Below are 16,245 nucleotides of genomic sequence, written 5' to 3'. Positions count from 1 at the left end.
AAATGAAAATAATTATCAATTTTGTGTCTTTTCTATTGATTTGGTCGCTTAGGTGGTGTATAATAGTATTGCTTAAGTATTCCTATTAAAATAGTCGGAATTAAAAAGGAGTTGTAAAAAATGAGGGAAACATTGTTAGAAATAAAAGATTTAAATGTAGAAGTTGAGGGCAAATATATCCTTAAAGGGCTCAATTTAACAATAAAAAAAGGAGAAATACATGCGATTATGGGACCAATGGTGGAGGAAAGAGCACATTGTGTAATTCCATCATGGGGAATCCTAAATATAGAGTGACAGGCGGCCAGATTTTATTTGAAGGACAAGATATAACAAATCTAAAAGTAAACGAAAGGGCAAAAAAGGGTATCTTTTTGTCTTTTCAGTACCCTGAAGAAATTCCTGGAATAACAGTGGATAATTTTATAAGGACATCTGTTAATGTTATGACAGGCCAAAATGTGCCGATGCTTCAATTTGCAAAAGCTATGAAAAACACATTAGAACTTTTAGACATGAATTCCGAGTACAGAAATAGATATTTAAATGTTGGCTTTTCTGGAGGGGAAAAGAAAAAAACAGAGATACTCCAGATGGCTTTTCTAAAGCCTAAGCTTGTAATGCTAGACGAAATTGACTCTGGCCTTGATATAGATGCTTTAAAAGTTGTAGCAGAAGCGGTCAAAAAGTTGAAGACGGAGGAGATGTCTATTTTGATAGTCACTCACTACAACAGGATATTGGATTACCTCGAGCCAGATGTAATATCTGTTTTAATGGAGGGAAAGATTGTAAAAAGCGGGGATAGAAACCTTGCAAAAATTCTTGAAGAAAAGGGTTATGACTTTGTGAGGAATGGCGTGTAAACCATAGGAGGCGAAAAAGATGAAAAAACCAGATATAAAGGAAATAGATTTTAGCATATACGATGTCAAAGACAACGTAAAGTACGAATATCAGACAGGGAAAGGGCTTTCTAAAGAAGTTGTTTTGGAAATATCTGAGCAAAAGAATGAACCTTCCTGGATGAGGGATTTCCGATTAAAAGCGCTTGAAATATATCAAAAAATGCCTATGCCCACATGGGGTGTGGACTTAAGTCAGTTGAATATTGACTCTATTATCGCCTATATACGTCCAAAGGCAAAGATGCAAAGGTCATGGGAAGAGGTTCCTGAAGAAATAAGGAGAACTTTTGAAAGGCTTGGGATACCAGAAGCAGAAAGAAAAGTTTTAGCAGGTGTCGGTGCTCAGTACGACTCTGAAGTTGTATATCACAACATTAAAGAAAATCTTACCCGCCAAGGTGTTATATTTGAAGATATGGACACTGCAGTAAAAAAATATCCTGACATAATAAAAGAGTATTTTATGACAAAAAACGTTACTCCTTCTGACCATAAATTTGTAGCATTGCATGCTGCAATATGGAGTGGTGGTACTTTTGTATATGTGCCTGAAGGAGTAAAAGTGGAGGTTCCACTTCAGGCTTATTTTAGAATGAATGCACCGGGGAGCGGCCAATTTGAGCATACTCTTATCATCGCCGATAAAGGTAGCGAAGTTCGTTTTATAGAAGGTTGTTCTGCGCCCCAGTATTCTGTTTCAAACTTACATGCAGGTTGCGTAGAACTTTTTGTAAAGGAAGGAGCACGCATAATTTATTCTACCATAGAAAACTGGAGCAAAAATACTTACAATCTCAACACAAAAAGAGCAATTGTGGAAAAAGACGGCATTATAGAGTGGGTATCTGGTTCTTTTGGGAGCCACAAAACAATGCTTTATCCAACTTCTGTATTAAAAGGAAAAGGGGCAAAGGCGGAATACACAGGAGTGACTTTTGCAGCAAAGGGCCAACATTTAGATACAGGTTCAAAAATGATACATTTGGCGCCTTACACCTCTTCAAAAGTTGTGGCAAAGAGCATATCAAAAGATGGCGGAATATCTACTTATAGAGGTTTTCTAAAAATAGGGTCTACTGCGGAAGGTGCAAAGGCTTCTGTGCAATGTGAAGGCCTGATGTTGGACGATATTTCAAGGTCTGATACAATACCAGTAATAGAAATTGAAAATGACAATGTAGATATAGGCCATGAAGCAAAAGTGGGAAGAATAAGTGATGAGCAGATATTTTACCTCATGTCCAGAGGTTTAAGCGAAGATGATGCAAGGGCTATGATTGTAAGGGGGTTTGTTGAGCCTATAGCCAAAGCCTTGCCATTAGAATACGCAGTGGAGATGAATAGACTCATTAAACTCGAGCTGGAAGGCGCAATAGGATAGGAGTGAAAATATGTGGAAAAGGGTTAATATAGAAAAAATAAAAGTTCCTTCTTATAAAGAATACACTTTGGCAGTGGTGAAGGATTCATCACAAGATACTGTAAAGATAAAAAAGATAAAAGATTTACATCACTTACCAATAGAGACATTAATTTCAGCTAATAAAACTTTTGGTATTGATGATAAGTTTGTAAATATGGTAAAAACTTTATATAACACAGGATTCTACATTAAAACTTTTCAAAACACTAGTGTTGAAAAACCAATAGTGGTTGATTATATTACTGATGAACAAAATGACACACTAATTGATTATAATATCGTTGAAATAGAAGCCAATTCAAGTGCCACTGTTGTCTTTGACTATAATTCAGGTGCTCACGGTTTTCACAACGGAATAACAGAAGTGATTGCAAAAGAAGGTGCTACTGTAAATATAGTAAAAATACAAAGATTAGGAAACGAATTCAACGACTTTGACAACAACCTTGTAATTGTAGGGAAAGATGCTACAGTAAATTGGTCGAATGTTGTAATAGGAGCAAAAATGAGTACTTTTGATGTAACTGTATATCTTGATGAAATAGGTGCTACCTTTATTTCTAAATCTATTTTTTTAGGTGTAGATAGTCAAAAATATGACATGGCTTATAAAGTGTATCACCAAGCCCCAAAAAGTACTAGTAGTGTAGATTTAAAAGGAGCACTAAAGGGAAGCGCAGAGGCTACCTTTATAGGAAATATTGACATTAAAAAAGGGGCAAAAAAGGCAAAAGCTGAGGAAAATGAAACTGTGCTTTTGCTGGACAAAACTGTAAAGTCTGTTGCAATTCCTGCTCTTTACTGTGGAGAAGACGACGTAGTGGCTAAGCATTCTGCCAGTGCAGGTCAAATAGACGAAGATAAACTCTATTATGTGATGAGCAGAGGCTTTAGTTTTGAAGAGGCTCGGCTTTTAATGGTTCAAGCCATATTAAATCCTGTAATAGATTTAATTCCTTATGACCCTGTAAAAGAAATCATCATAAGGGGTCATATAGGGAGGAAGATAATAAAATGAAAAATATCGATATAGAAAAGATTAAAAAAGACTTTCCCATATTAGATGTTAAACCTCACGGGAAAAAGCTTATTTACCTTGACAATGCTGCCACAACTCAAAAGCCAATTAGCGTTATAAAAGCTATGGATAAATATTATGAAGAGCTAAATGCTAATGTATATAGAAGTCCTCACTATTTAAGCGCTCTTTCCACACAGGCTTATGAAGAGGCAAGAGAAAGAGTAAAAAAATTTATTAATGCTAAAAGTGTAGAATCCATAATATTTACGAGAAATACTACAGAATCAATAAACTTTATAGCATATACTTGGGGAATGAAATATATAAACGAAGGAGACGAAATAATACTCACAATAGCCGAACACCACAGCAATATGCTTCCATGGCAAATGGTAGCGGAAGCTAAAAAGGCGAGACTCAAATATGTCTACCTTGATGAAGATTTTAGGCTTTCTATGAAAGATTTCAAAGAAAAAATGTCAGACAAAGTAAAATTAGTTGCTGTGCAGCACATGTCAAATGTTTTGGGTATAATAAATCCTGTAGAGGAGATTACGCATATTGCCCACAAATACGGAGCAAAAGTATTGATAGATGGAGCACAAAGCGTACCTCATATGCCTGTTGACGTACAAAAAATAGATTGTGACTTTTTCGCTTTTTCAGGTCACAAGATGTTAGGACCTATGGGAATCGGTGTACTTTATATAAAAGAAGATTTACTTTCAGATGTTCCTCCTTTTTTAAGAGGTGGAGAGATGATAGACGAAGTCTTTGAAGACCGTGCAACTTTTGCGCCTCCTCCTCTTAAATTTGAAGCAGGTACACCCAACGTAAAAGGGGCTTGTGTGCTTGTTTCTGCAATAGATTATATAGAAAAAATTGGGCTTTCCAATATATATCATCACGAAAGCGAGCTTTTGGAGTATGGTCTTCAGAAAATGAAAGAATTAGACTTTGTAAAATTGTATGGTCCTAAAGATGCCGAGGAAAGAGGAGGAATAATTTCCTTCAATGTAGAAGGTGTCCATCCTCACGACGTTGCTACAATACTGGACGAGGAGGGTATTGCCGTAAGGAGTGGGCACCACTGCTGTCAACCCTTAATGAGGTACTTAGGTGTTCCCGCCACTGTAAGAGCAAGCTTTTATCTTTACAACGACTTTGACGATATTGACGCACTTGTTGAAGGACTTAAAAAAGTTAGGAAGTGGTTTAAATGAGCGATTTAAATCAGCTTTATTCTGAGGTTATAATGGAGCATTATGAGAATTCTCCTCATAGAAAAGAGCTTAAAGATGCAACCCGCAAAGAAAGAGGTCACAACCCACTTTGTGGTGACGACATTACTCTTTATTTAAAAATGAATGGAGATATTATAGAAGATGCATCTTTTACAGGTCATGGGTGTGCCATAAGCCAGGCTTCAACCTCTATGATGATAGACCTTATAAAGGGAAAAGACAAGAAAGAAGCCTTAAGGCTTGTTCAAGAATTTATAGACATGATACACAAAAAAGATGTAAATTTAGATGAATTAGGTGATGCACAAGTACTGCAGGGTGTGTCTGACTTTCCTGCCCGCGTAAAATGTGCTTTACTGGCATGGAAAACGCTTCAGGAAATTTTATAAATTTATAAAAATAACGCCACGATGGCGAATGTTTACATACTCACCTTCGTGGCGTTATTGAATTTTTCAAGACATCCCACATCTCATCTTGCACAAGTCCTAATCTCCAAATAGCTATTCCACCAAGTCCAAATCTTTTTGCAAGACCAATTTTTACTGCAAAGCTTTCTGGTGTTTCATTTGGTATTGAAATACCAAGCAAAAGTTTTTCTTTTGGTACCTTTTTAGTTGCTTGCTCAATTGCTTGGATTACAAGTTCCTCCGGTTCAGGCTTTGTACCATAGTCGTAAGCATGATAATTATTTTGTCTGCAATTTCTCCGAGAGTTTTATAATCATATCCTTTATATACACTATTTGGCGCATGGAGAGTTAATGTAATTGATTTTGAGACATCAAGGCGGTTTTTAAGCAGTTTAACAAACTCAGTAAATTTTTGCTGAGTTTGAAGGAGCTGCTCTTTATCTTCATTAAGCCCTAGTCCTTCAAAATCAAGATTTACACTATCGTAAATTTTTGCCTCTTCAACGATTGATGAAATAGCTTTTTCTATAGCTTCTGGCGATGACAACAAGTTGGAAATGGTTTTGTCACCATCGGTGACGTGTATAACCATTTCTGATTTCAATTTGTATTGGGATATTACTTCTAGTACTTTTTCCCATCCATCAGGTCTTTGCCAACCAGTTCGACTTTTTGTCAAGAGATTGCCATTATTATCTAAACTATACCAGCCAAATGCAATAGAACTAAAGTAACCAGTATTGCCAGAAGTATATTCGGGATAACTTTTGCCAAACAAATTTGTCCAACTGCTTGTTTGGCTATCTCCCAAAGCATAAAAGCCTGTTACAAACATTTCTTTTGGTGGCGATGTTATCTTTACAGTATAAGTATTTTTATCCCAATCCACATCGCAATCAAAAGCTTCACTAAAAAACCTAAGTGGTATCAAAGTTCTTTGATTTATCATTTGTGGCGATACTCTGAGAGTAAGCGGCATATTGTCTTTTATCGCTGTTTTATTACCAATTTGAAGTTTGACCTTTGTTTTATTATCAGTTGCTGTAACTGTTTGTGTCGAGACTTCCCAATTTACAGAAATATTTAAAGCTTCGGCAATAGCCTAAATGGGACTAAGGTTGTACCATCTTTAAGTACTGGTGGCACATCAAAAGTTACGGGATATCCATCTAAAAGAACTGTAATTTCTTGCTTTTCTTGAGCATTTGCAACCCGTAAATTAAAAATGGTAACTATTAAAAAGATAAATATGAAAGATAAAACTAATTTCTTTTTACATGTTTCCATATTTCTCCCTCCCATGGTACCATTATACATTAAAATTAGAAGAATTTAAAGTCGATTTTTGAATTTTTAGAGTTGTGATTGTTATCATTTTTCATGAATGTTGGCGTTTTTCCTATTTATTGGGATAGGATTATCGTACAAATGCAGCGTGCTCTTTCCTTTTCCATCCTTACATTATTGTAGAGCACTTTCAATATGAAATATCACAAAATAACAACACCTATAAGAAATTGAAAGTTGACATAATAAAATACATTGTAATAAAATACAATTGTAATTATTTTTTAGCATACCTATAAGGAGTTGAAACTGTAAACCGACTACCAAGCCAACTCTAGCTCCTACTTAGATGCCCGTCCAACAAAGCGACCACCATTATCCCTACTATTCGGGAGTTATGCGACCGTTATTCCAAACAGAAGAATGATAAGCCCCTGCTGCTGGCGATTGCTGACAGCCGGTCCAACGGGAGAATATAATATTGGAAGCAAAAGGAAAAATGGGGGAAGAGTACGGATGGCCTTGGTCAATTTGGAAACGACCCTGCAAAAGGTGTGCATCGCGCTTACCAAGCTGACCCCACCGCAGGGCCTAGAAATCCTGTCTTACAAGCGTAATCGTGGAATCACTATTCTGAGGCTCGACGATCAGACATTTCTGGTGCGTGAACGCGGATATGAAGAATTCGAATGCCGTGTTTCAGCGGCGGACCTTCCTAAACTGCTCAAGTCTATGATGAAGAGGGAATTTCCACGGAGTCGCAAGGTACGAATCTATCGACTATCTGGTCCGGAGGCAATAGGACTGCCACGCAAAAAGCTGTGATGATGGGCCGAAAAAGAATATGAGGGATGCTCTAGATCTGGGCTTTAAGAACACTTTGTCAAAGGTGCTTAATTAGGATAGCCTTATCGACCAGGAATTATCATGGTAAGTTGACTTTGCCAACTAAAAGATGAGTAGAGCAGAGCTAGAAAAGAGGAGATGAACAAAGACGATTAAGAGATTTGGAGTGAGGACCAGCCAGTGTGACTGGTTATTTAAGATGTAAGTTGTGTAAAGGTATTCACGAATTGGTTTAAGTGTTCTGGACTGAAAAATAAGAGCAGGAATCAGAAAATACCAACCTTAACTCTTGAGAAAGAACCTTTTTATTTTTATGGTTTACTATTTATTAAATAGAATTAGACAAAATCGTTAATATTTTTTAAAAGTTAAGAAGGAAAAGTAGAGATTAATGTAGAATTATATACATGTGTAACCAATAAATCCATATCTTCGCTATTTATGGGGTGTAATTATGAGAATTACCATGGAATTTATAGGAGAAAAGAATTTAGTATTGCCAATTCATTATAATTATATAGTTCAAGGCTTTTTGTATGACCTCATGGGAGACAGCAATTTTGCAGTTTTTTTACACGATAAGGGATTTCAATATGAAAAGAGAAAATTCAAATTATTTACTTTTTCAAGGATTGAAGGAGAGTTTAAGATTTTAGTAGACTCTAAAGGGCAGAAAAAGATAAGCATAACGCCACCTTTTAAATTTACAGTCGCTTCTCCTTTGGATGAATTTATATTTGATATTTCTAAGAATGTGTTAAAAAAGGAATATTGCCATTTTAATGGGCAAAAATTTATTTTAAATTCACTCAATATCGACAATCCTCCTGTTTTTAAAAATAAAGCAAGGATAAAATTTATCTCTCCAGTTGTGATGTATAGTACTTTAAAGGAGGGAGACATAAAGTATACTTATTATTACTCACCATGGATGAAAAATTTTCTCCCCTTTTACTTAATAATCTACTTAAAAAATATGAATTAGTCTATAATGTAAAAGCGAAAGATCCATATTTTAAGCTTTATCCTCTATCCAAACAAGAAGACAGAAGATATTCAAAAATGATCAAATATAAAAATGTTTATGTAAAAGGATGGATGGGTATATATGATGTGGAAACAACACCTGAGCTTCTGGAGCTTGCCTATTACACGGGACTAGGAGCTAAAAATTCCCAAGGGTTCGGGTGTTTTGAGATAATCAAATAGCGAAAGGAGGGAGAGAGAATATAGTAAATGCTTATATTAGTTTTTTATCATGTGAAATAGGAGGTGATAAAAATTATTGAAGGAATAGTGCAAATAGGAGAAATTGCAAAAGAAAATGATCCAGTAAAAAATATTATAGTCAAACTTCCTCATAAAAATAAAAAAAATAATAAAGTATTACACGTTCTAAAATTTAACTTTTTACTAAAAGAAAATAGGTTAGAAATAGATGTTAATGAAGAAATGGATGAAAATACTGCATCTAAATATTTATATGTAGGGAAAATATTAGGCAGTGGTCCACAGTGGTATGCTTCTAATACTTCAAGTGATTATATTTTAACAGAATCAATATACAGCTTGACAAAAATGGATTTTGGTAAAGAATTAAACAAAAAATTAAAAGAAATTTTTCAAAATTTTTATGTGTCTTTAGAGGGGCTAGAGCCAAAATACCGTCATGTTTTAGACTTAAGTAAATCAGGCTTTAAAGGCAAGTCGATAAAAGATTTATATGAAGAGATAAGAAAAGACAAAAATAATGCTACTCTGTCTCCAAAAGACCTTGGGAAAAAATTTAGAAAAGCGATAAGTAAATATTTTGAGGAGTATTTAAAAAATGAGAAGAACATAAAAGCAGAAGAAATTGGATTATACACTATTTTTATTGATGGTGTACCTTTGACAAGTTATAGAGAATATATAGAAGCTATAGTAAAATTTAAAAAGCCAAAGGAAATAAAAACTAAATCCGGTAAAGGTGTTTGCAGCATATGTGGAAGTAAAGATGCATTTGCTTTTGATTCTTCAAAAGCAAAATTTAAATTTTTTACAACAAATCAGATTATTTTTGCAAGTAACCTATCCGCAGAAAATTACTATAAAAATATGCAGATTTGTGACGAATGTTTTTCTAAATACCAGGCAGGTGAAAATTATATTTCAAATAAATTATCAACAACGCTTGCAAAATTCGATGTCCTTATAATACCACAGTTTGTTTATGGGAAACCAGTTAGCAAATCTGATTTAGACATTGCCACTGATAAAATAATAGATACGTTTAATACAGTAAAATCTTATGAGAGTATTGAAAAATTAAGAGATGAGATAGGTATATCTTTAGACCTTACAAATGAAAAAAGCTATTTCCTTTTGAATTTTGTTTTCTATAAATCTACTAACCAAGCTACAAAAGTTTTGAGACTTATAAAGGATGTTGACCCGTCAATTTTTGAAAGAATAAGAGCTGCATCAGAAAATGCTAGGAAAAATATTCAAGAGGCTTTAGGTGAAAAATATAGAAGTTTTATCACATTAAGTACAGTATATTATATAAATCCAGTAAGAATTAATAAAGGAGAGCCGGCAGAATATAGATATATACTTGAAATTTATGATGCCATCTTTACAGGCAAACGTCTAAATAAAAAGCTCATAATAGGCAATTTGGTCGATGGGATAAGAGTAATTATATACAAAAAAACTGATTACAATGTAGATCCGAAAAATAAAGATATAGAATTTCACCTTTTAGAAGCAAATATGTATATTAAATTTTTGGAATATATGGGTTGTCTAAAGGAGGGAGAAGGATTGGATGTATCTCAGTTAAAAGTTGATGAAAATATGAAAATTTTTATTAAAAATATGAGTTATAATGAACAAGAGACAGCAATGTTTTTATTAGGCTATTTAATAGGGCAAATAGGAAATGCACAATACAAAAGAGCGCAAAAAGGAACGCAAGAAAAAAGTGAGAATACTTTAAATAAGCCGATACTTAATAAGCTCAATTTTAATGGTTTAGATAAACAAAAAATTATTAGACTCACAAAAGACGTTTTTAATAAACTAAACCAAGAAAAAATATTACAGTACAATGAAGTAATTTTTTATGAGATGAAAAGATTGGTCGATTCTAATATTAAAAACTGGAAACTTAACAAAGATGAAAGTTTATTTTATGTACTTTCTGGGTATTCTTATGCAACAGCAATGCCCATGTTAAAAGAGAAAAAGGAGGAGGATTTAAATGTCAGTAACAAATAATGAAATTTTGTATATTTACGATGCAAAACTTACTAATCCCAACGGACCCGGACGAAGAAAACAGGCCAAGAATGGATTATGAAAGAGAAATAAATTTGGTTTCTGATTTAAGACTTAAAAGATATATAAGAGATTATCTGCTTTTGAAAGGGCATGATATATTTGTGCGTTTGATTGATGACAAGCCCGTTACAGCAGACAAAAGAGTAAAAGATCTGAAAGATTCATCGAATGATTGGATATTAGAAAATTGGACTGATGTAAGAATGTTTGGAGCTACAATGACGGTTAAAGGAGATAATAAAACTTTTATAGGGCCTATTCAGTTTAACTGGGGGTATTCTCTTAATAAAGTAGAACTCTTGGAAGCAAGTATAACTTCACATTTTTCAAGTAGTGAAAAAGCAGGACAAGGTACAATAGGCAAGGACTTTAGAGTTAAATATTCATTAATAGCTTTTTCAGGAGTAATAAGTGGTAAGAGAGCAGAAAAGACTAAACTCAAAGATGAAGATCTTAATTTATTAGATGAAGCTTTAAAATATGCGATACCAAACTTAGTAACAAGAAGTAAAATAGGTCAATATCCGAGATTTTATATGAGAGTCGAATATACTGATAGAGAAACAATTTTAGGCGATTACAGGGATTATATTGAATTAAAAACGACTACAGACAGTATAAGAGACATTAATGAATGTTCATTGGAAATAGCGAAATTAGTTAATTTACTGAATAGCAATAAAAATAAAATAAAAAATGTCCATTATTTTGTTGATGAAAAGCTAGAATTAAACCTTAATGGCGAGAAAATAACCTTTGAGGAGGCATTTAAAGATTTGCCGTTAACACAGGTGGATTAGATGGTGACTTTTAATGGTCATATTTGATTTATACGGAAAGTTTGCTCACTTTAGAAAATTTTATACAAATTCTTCTTCCTTAACTTATTCTGTTCCGCCAAGAACGACAGCAGAAGGAATTATAGCTGCTTTGCTTGGCTATGAAAGAGATACTTATTATGAAATATTAGATGCGGAAAGTTTGCATATTGCTGTAAGAAAGATGAGTAAAACAAAGAAAATAATGCAATCTGTAAATTATATAAAAGCCACTAGTTTTAACGAACTTCATTCACCGAAACAGCACACGCAGGTCCCTTTTGAATTATTAACAGGGGACAGTAAAGTACGTTACAGGTTTTATGTGACACATAATGACAGATGTATTTTGAGTGAAATTAATGATCGACTGGTTAAAAATGCGCCTGTTTTTCCACTTTTTTTTGGCAGTGCACCATTTACCTGCTATATAAAATATATTGAGAATGTAGAGTGGAACTGGGTAGCAAGTGAAGATTTTCAAGATATTTATACAGTTATACCGAGCGATAAAATTGAAGAAATAGATATTACAAATACGGTAGGACATTTACTAAAAGAGAGAATGCCGAGAGATTTTGGTGAGAATAGAACAATAAAAGAAGTAACTACATATGTTTATGAAGACGAGGGCGCCCAATTAAAGTAAAGGTTAAAGGAGAATTTGTTAAACTTTCAAATGGAGAAAGTATAGTATTTATGTAAAAAGGTGATGTTTTATGAAATATTATTCTCACTATGATGAAAATCTAAAATACAAAAAACTATTATATGAACATCTGACAGAGGTAAGAGATTTGGTAATTAAACAAATTTCGGAAGAATATCAAAAAGCTTATGAAATAATAGCATTGTGCCATGATTTTGGAAAGTATACGACATATTTTCAAGAATATTTACAGACACAAAATAAAAGTTCTTTGTCAAGTCACAGTTTTATTTCTGCTGTATTCGGGGGATATGTTGCACTTCAATATTATGGGGAAGAAAGTATTCTTCCCCTGATCGTTTATAATACTATACTTCACCACCACGGAAATTTAGAAAGTTTTTCAGAAAATCTTCCAAATAAATTTAAAGACGTATCAAGAAAAGATTTTTCTCTAAATGTATCAGATAAAATAGATATTGCTTATATGCAAATAGAAGATATAAGGAAAAATTTGCTTTTCATAGTACCTGATTTTGAAAAATTAGGGTTATTAAAAGAATTAGAACGATTTACTAAAAAAGAAAATGTTATAGAAGATACATTAACTGCTCTCAAAAAAATTGAGGCTTTATCTATTAGAAGCTTAAAAACGGAAGAGAATTATTTTATCCATCAAATGCTTTATTCTGCTTTAATTTCGGCTGATAAAATAAGTGCGTCAAACACATATATACCGGAAGAAGTGTATGTTGATTATAAAACATTAGATACGATTAGAGCAAGTAAATTTGGGAAACCAGAGGAAGATATAGATAAACTTAGGACAGAGGTATTTAAGCTTGTTTTAGATAATTTAGAGAATAATTACAATAGATCAAGAATATTTTCTATTACAGCACCTACGGGGACAGGGAAGACAATTACAGGATTTTTTGCTGCTTTAAAATTAAGAGAATTATTGGGAAATAATCGAAGAATAATATATTCATTACCTTTTACTTCGATTATAGAACAAAACTATGACGCATTGGTTGAACTTCTGGAAAAACTTGATGGTTTTGAAGGAAATAGCAGTAGATATATAATCAAACATCATCACTTAGCGACAATAGAGTATGAAAGTGAATATAGAGATTATAAAAAACAGAGGCTGAATTATTAATAGAAAATTGGCAGAGTGGAATAATTGTTACAACTTTTGTACAACTTTTGGAAACCCTTATAGGAGCAAGAAATAGGATGTTGAAAAAATTTAATGCTTTGAGAGGTTCGATTATAATACTTGATGAAATTCAAGCTATCGATATAAAGTATTTCCAGTTGGTCGATTATATTTTAAATAAAGCTTCTCAATACTTAGATTTAAGAATAATAATAATGACAGCTACCAAACCGATGATTTTAAATGATGCAATTGAATTACTTGATAATAATGAGAAATATTTTAGAATTTTTAAGAGGACAAGGTTAATACCTCAAATAGAAAAATTAACAGTAGAATCTTTTATAGAAAAATTTAAAAAAAACTTGGAAGATAAATCTTATTTGATAGTCTGCAATACAATTGCGCAATCCTTAAAAATTTACGATAAATTAACAAAGTCAAGTCTTAGCAGGAAAATATTTTATTTATCGACTAATATCCTTCCGCTACATCGACGGGAAAGAATAAATGAAATAAAGGAGAAATTAGAGAAAAAAGAAAAAATTATAGTTGTTTCAACACAGGTGGTTGAAGCAGGAGTTAACTTTGATTTTGATGTTGTTATAAGAGATTTGGGACCTATTGATTCAATTATTCAGTCAGCGGGAAGATGTAATAGGAATGGTAAAAAGGAGATTGGAGATGTGTATGTTTATAAGATGATTGATGAAGAAGAAAACCCATTTGGAAAATATGTTTATGGAAACACATTGATAAATATTTCAGAAGATATACTAAAAAGGTATGGTACAATTTCAGAAGAAGATTATTTCAGGTTAATCAACGAATATTTTAGCATAGTGATGCAGAACAAATCTTCACAAGTTTCACGTGAGTTTATAAACTCAATTGAAAGCTTAGATTTTTCGGAAGGAGAATATGCCATAAGTAAGTTTTCTTTAATAGAAAACAATCCGGGGTATTTTGAAGCCTTCTTTATATATGACGATGTAGCAGAGGACATTTTTGCAAAATATTTAAAACTTTCAAATGTTAAGAATTTTAATGCTAGAAGAGAGGCGTATTTAGAAATTCAGAAAAATATAAGGGATTATATACTTTCTATTCCCAAAAAATATATTAACAATTTTCAACTAGACAAGGGTATTCCTTACTTACCTAAAGAAGGTATACAAGACATATATGATTTTAACACAGGATTTAAAAGAGATATAAATGATAAATGTATGATATTATAAATAAATGTCGTCGATGTCCAATAGTGCAAAAAATGCCTGGGGATCGACGACATTTTTATTTTTCTGATTTTCATAAAATAATTGATTTTATTGCACAATATGGTATAATAAAGTCAAGATACTTGACAGAAATTAAAAAATTGTAAGGTGTATAATGTGCTATTTATGCATGTTAGAATGAGTTTTTAGCCTACCTATAAGGAATTGAAACCAAATTGAAATGCCTCCAGACCTGCATAACTACTATAGTTTTTAGCCTACCTATAAGGAATTGAAACATTATTTCCTCTAATTCTGCTTCTGCAATTTCTTCGTTTTTAGCCTACCTATAAGGAATTGAAACCAGCAAAACTCAGCAACAATCTATATGGCTTCACAGTTTTTAGCCTACCTATAAGGAATTGAAACTGTTACGGCAGGGAAGCAGAGCGGAGATTGTCACTCGTTTTTAGCCTACCTATAAGGAATTGAAACGTCCCCCACCTGTCGGTATTTTGATTCTGTCAAACGAGTTTTTAGCCTACCTATAAGGAATTGAAACAACCTTTCACGACTGCCTGTTTCACCATGTCGATTGGTTTTTAGCCTACCTATAAGGAATTGAAACACGAATCTCTAAGCTGAAATTTTACTTCAGAAACAGGTTTTTAGCCTACCTATAAGGAATTGAAACATGTTTTGGTTGATTTCTTCTATTTCAAGGTAAATAAGGTTTTTAGCCTACCTATAAGGAATTGAAACGCACAAAAAATACAAGCAGCTGCAACAATATTTGGTTTTTAGCCTACCTATAAGGAATTGAAACATTGGAAAATCGGTCAAATATGCTTTTCCGGTGTATTGTTTTTAGCCTACCTATAAGGAATTGAAACTGGCACTTTTGACAGTATTTCTCGTACAGTTTCACTGTTTTTAGCCTACCTATAAGGAATTGAAACCACTGCTGTTGTCTTGGTTAATGCCCCTGTACCCTGGTTTTTAGCCTACCTATAAGGAATTGAAACTACAAAGAATCCTACTACTGTATTTACAAAACCTTGCACGTTTTTAGCCTACCTATAAGGAATTGAAACCTGATGTGCCTTTGGCGATTCGGCAAGCCATATTGAGTTTTTAGCCTACCTATAAGGAATTGAAACTTCTGCTAGCGAAGCGGCAGAAGGTATGCAAATTCGTTTTTAGCCTACCTATAAGGAATTGAAACACACGACCCATAAGGTAATCAATACTCACGTCGAAGTTTTTAGCCTACCTATAAGGAATTGAAACCTTCCTGCGTAATGTTCTTGTACTTCCTTCTTAAGTGTTTTTAGCCTACCTATAAGGAATTGAAACTGACATAGAGGGCTTTTTATCTTTCATGTACGAGAGTTTTTAGCCTACCTATAAGGAATTGAAACACTTTGGAGTAATCCGTACCAGTTTTAGCTAACTGCGTTTTTAGCCTACCTATAAGGAATTGAAACACTGCCTTTTGTAGAAAGCACTGTCATATCTGTTGCGGTTTTTTAGCCTACCTATAAGGAATTGAAACACTGCCCTTTGACTCTCAAGCCTTTGCCATCTTCGGTTTTTAGCCTACCTATAAGGAATTGAAACTTTCCCGTTTTAGTTCAGGTGATAGCTTCCTTATATTTGGTTTTTAGCCTACCTATAAGGAATTGAAACCTGCCCCCCTGCTCTCTCCTACCCTTGCAGTTGCTGGTTTTTAGCCTACCTATAAGGAATTGAAACTGTTAAAGACGCCAAAAGTTGGAGTGCGAAGGAACTGGTTTTTAGCCTACCTATAAGGAATTGAAACTTCTCTGAATCATCGGAGTAACTATAGGCAACAGTTTGTTTTTAGCCTACCTATAAGGAATTGAAACTGCGACTGCACCTCCTCAATAAATTTTTCTCATACGTTT

General features: G+C 33.5%; 12 protein-coding genes, 2 pseudogenes and 1 CRISPR repeat array. Of the genes and pseudogenes, 11 read left to right on the top strand and 3 right to left on the bottom strand.

The window, feature by feature from the left end; translation table 11 throughout:
* Window positions 1-120 precede the first annotated feature (120 nt).
* The 5 genes and pseudogenes from sufC to sufU all read left to right on the top strand — a co-directional run bounded on the left by sufC (window position 121) and on the right by sufU (window position 4,985).
* Window positions 121-866 (top strand): annotated as a pseudogene (gene sufC, locus JCM7501_RS11270) (Fe-S cluster assembly ATPase SufC).
* A gap of 19 nt (window positions 867-885) precedes the next feature.
* The gene (gene sufB / locus JCM7501_RS11265; RefSeq protein ID WP_028992512.1) at window positions 886-2,289 is read left to right on the top strand and encodes a Fe-S cluster assembly protein SufB; all 1,404 of its coding nucleotides are present in this window, start codon (window positions 886-888) and stop codon (window positions 2,287-2,289) included.
* Window positions 2,290-2,299: 10 nt separating this feature from the next.
* Complete coding sequence (gene sufD, locus JCM7501_RS11260; protein WP_012996187.1) at window positions 2,300-3,349, top strand: Fe-S cluster assembly protein SufD; 1,050 nt, start codon at window positions 2,300-2,302, stop codon at window positions 3,347-3,349.
* Window positions 3,346-4,575, top strand: a complete 1,230-nt coding sequence (locus JCM7501_RS11255) for a cysteine desulfurase (protein WP_028992511.1) — start codon at window positions 3,346-3,348, stop codon at window positions 4,573-4,575. Before sufD ends, JCM7501_RS11255 begins: the two co-directional genes overlap by 4 nt.
* Complete coding sequence (gene sufU, locus JCM7501_RS11250) at window positions 4,572-4,985, top strand: Fe-S cluster assembly sulfur transfer protein SufU (RefSeq protein ID WP_012996185.1); 414 nt, start codon at window positions 4,572-4,574, stop codon at window positions 4,983-4,985. Before JCM7501_RS11255 ends, sufU begins: the two co-directional genes overlap by 4 nt.
* A 40-nt stretch (window positions 4,986-5,025) precedes the next feature.
* Here sufU and JCM7501_RS16745 read toward each other — a convergent pair whose 3' ends face one another.
* From JCM7501_RS16745 to JCM7501_RS16740, 3 genes are read right to left on the bottom strand one after another with little or no spacing between them, the layout of a single operon-like run.
* The gene (locus tag JCM7501_RS16745) at window positions 5,026-5,187 is read right to left on the bottom strand and encodes a hypothetical protein (RefSeq protein WP_256201430.1); all 162 of its coding nucleotides are present in this window, start codon (window positions 5,185-5,187) and stop codon (window positions 5,026-5,028) included.
* Between the two features lie 47 nt (window positions 5,188-5,234).
* Complete coding sequence (locus JCM7501_RS11245; RefSeq protein ID WP_256201431.1) at window positions 5,235-6,089, bottom strand: stalk domain-containing protein; 855 nt, start codon at window positions 6,087-6,089, stop codon at window positions 5,235-5,237.
* Window positions 6,090-6,091: 2 nt separating this feature from the next.
* Complete coding sequence (locus tag JCM7501_RS16740) at window positions 6,092-6,295, bottom strand: copper amine oxidase N-terminal domain-containing protein (RefSeq protein ID WP_256201429.1); 204 nt, start codon at window positions 6,293-6,295, stop codon at window positions 6,092-6,094.
* A 1,300-nt stretch (window positions 6,296-7,595) separates the two neighbouring features.
* Between JCM7501_RS16740 and cas6 the strand changes: the two are divergent.
* From cas6 to cas3, 6 genes and pseudogenes are all read left to right on the top strand, one after another.
* Window positions 7,596-8,350 (top strand): annotated as a pseudogene (cas6, locus tag JCM7501_RS11235) (CRISPR-associated endoribonuclease Cas6).
* Between the two features lie 63 nt (window positions 8,351-8,413).
* Window positions 8,414-10,402, top strand: a complete 1,989-nt coding sequence (locus JCM7501_RS11230; protein ID WP_028992508.1) for a TIGR02556 family CRISPR-associated protein — start codon at window positions 8,414-8,416, stop codon at window positions 10,400-10,402.
* A 71-nt stretch (window positions 10,403-10,473) separates the two neighbouring features.
* The gene (gene cas7b / locus JCM7501_RS11225) at window positions 10,474-11,265 is read left to right on the top strand and encodes a type I-B CRISPR-associated protein Cas7/Csh2 (RefSeq protein WP_256201426.1); all 792 of its coding nucleotides are present in this window, start codon (window positions 10,474-10,476) and stop codon (window positions 11,263-11,265) included.
* A 13-nt stretch (window positions 11,266-11,278) separates the two neighbouring features.
* The gene (gene cas5b / locus JCM7501_RS11220; protein WP_054644876.1) at window positions 11,279-11,932 is read left to right on the top strand and encodes a type I-B CRISPR-associated protein Cas5b; all 654 of its coding nucleotides are present in this window, start codon (window positions 11,279-11,281) and stop codon (window positions 11,930-11,932) included.
* 70 nt (window positions 11,933-12,002) lie between these two features.
* Complete coding sequence (locus JCM7501_RS15270; RefSeq protein WP_256201425.1) at window positions 12,003-13,097, top strand: CRISPR-associated endonuclease Cas3''; 1,095 nt, start codon at window positions 12,003-12,005, stop codon at window positions 13,095-13,097.
* Between the two features lie 47 nt (window positions 13,098-13,144).
* Entirely contained in the window at window positions 13,145-14,338 is a 1,194-nt protein-coding gene (cas3, locus tag JCM7501_RS15265) for a CRISPR-associated helicase Cas3' (RefSeq protein WP_256201424.1), read from the top strand.
* Between the two features lie 181 nt (window positions 14,339-14,519).
* Window positions 14,520-16,206: a CRISPR direct-repeat array (repeat unit 30 nt; unit sequence GTTTTTAGCCTACCTATAAGGAATTGAAAC).
* Window positions 16,207-16,245: the final 39 nt, after the last annotated feature.

Origin of the sequence: Thermoanaerobacter thermocopriae JCM 7501, assembly GCF_001310975.1 — a bacterium.
Taxonomy (GTDB): Bacteria; Bacillota; Thermoanaerobacteria; order Thermoanaerobacterales; family Thermoanaerobacteraceae; genus Thermoanaerobacter; species Thermoanaerobacter thermocopriae.
Note: the sequence above shows the minus strand (reverse complement) of the source record. Positions and strands in the feature narration are given on the sequence as shown.

Coding starts and splice junctions, on each gene's coding strand:
- sufU (WP_012996185.1), top strand. CDS start 4,572: ATGAGCGATTTAAATCAGCTTTATTCTGAGGTTATAATGGAGCATTAT.
- JCM7501_RS16740 (WP_256201429.1), bottom strand. CDS start 6,295: ATGGAAACATGTAAAAAGAAATTAGTTTTATCTTTCATATTTATCTTT.
- sufD (WP_012996187.1), top strand. CDS start 2,300: ATGTGGAAAAGGGTTAATATAGAAAAAATAAAAGTTCCTTCTTATAAA.
- cas5b (WP_054644876.1), top strand. CDS start 11,279: ATGGTCATATTTGATTTATACGGAAAGTTTGCTCACTTTAGAAAATTT.
- cas7b (WP_256201426.1), top strand. CDS start 10,474: ATGGATTATGAAAGAGAAATAAATTTGGTTTCTGATTTAAGACTTAAA.
- JCM7501_RS15270 (WP_256201425.1), top strand. CDS start 12,003: ATGAAATATTATTCTCACTATGATGAAAATCTAAAATACAAAAAACTA.
- JCM7501_RS11255 (WP_028992511.1), top strand. CDS start 3,346: ATGAAAAATATCGATATAGAAAAGATTAAAAAAGACTTTCCCATATTA.
- sufB (WP_028992512.1), top strand. CDS start 886: ATGAAAAAACCAGATATAAAGGAAATAGATTTTAGCATATACGATGTC.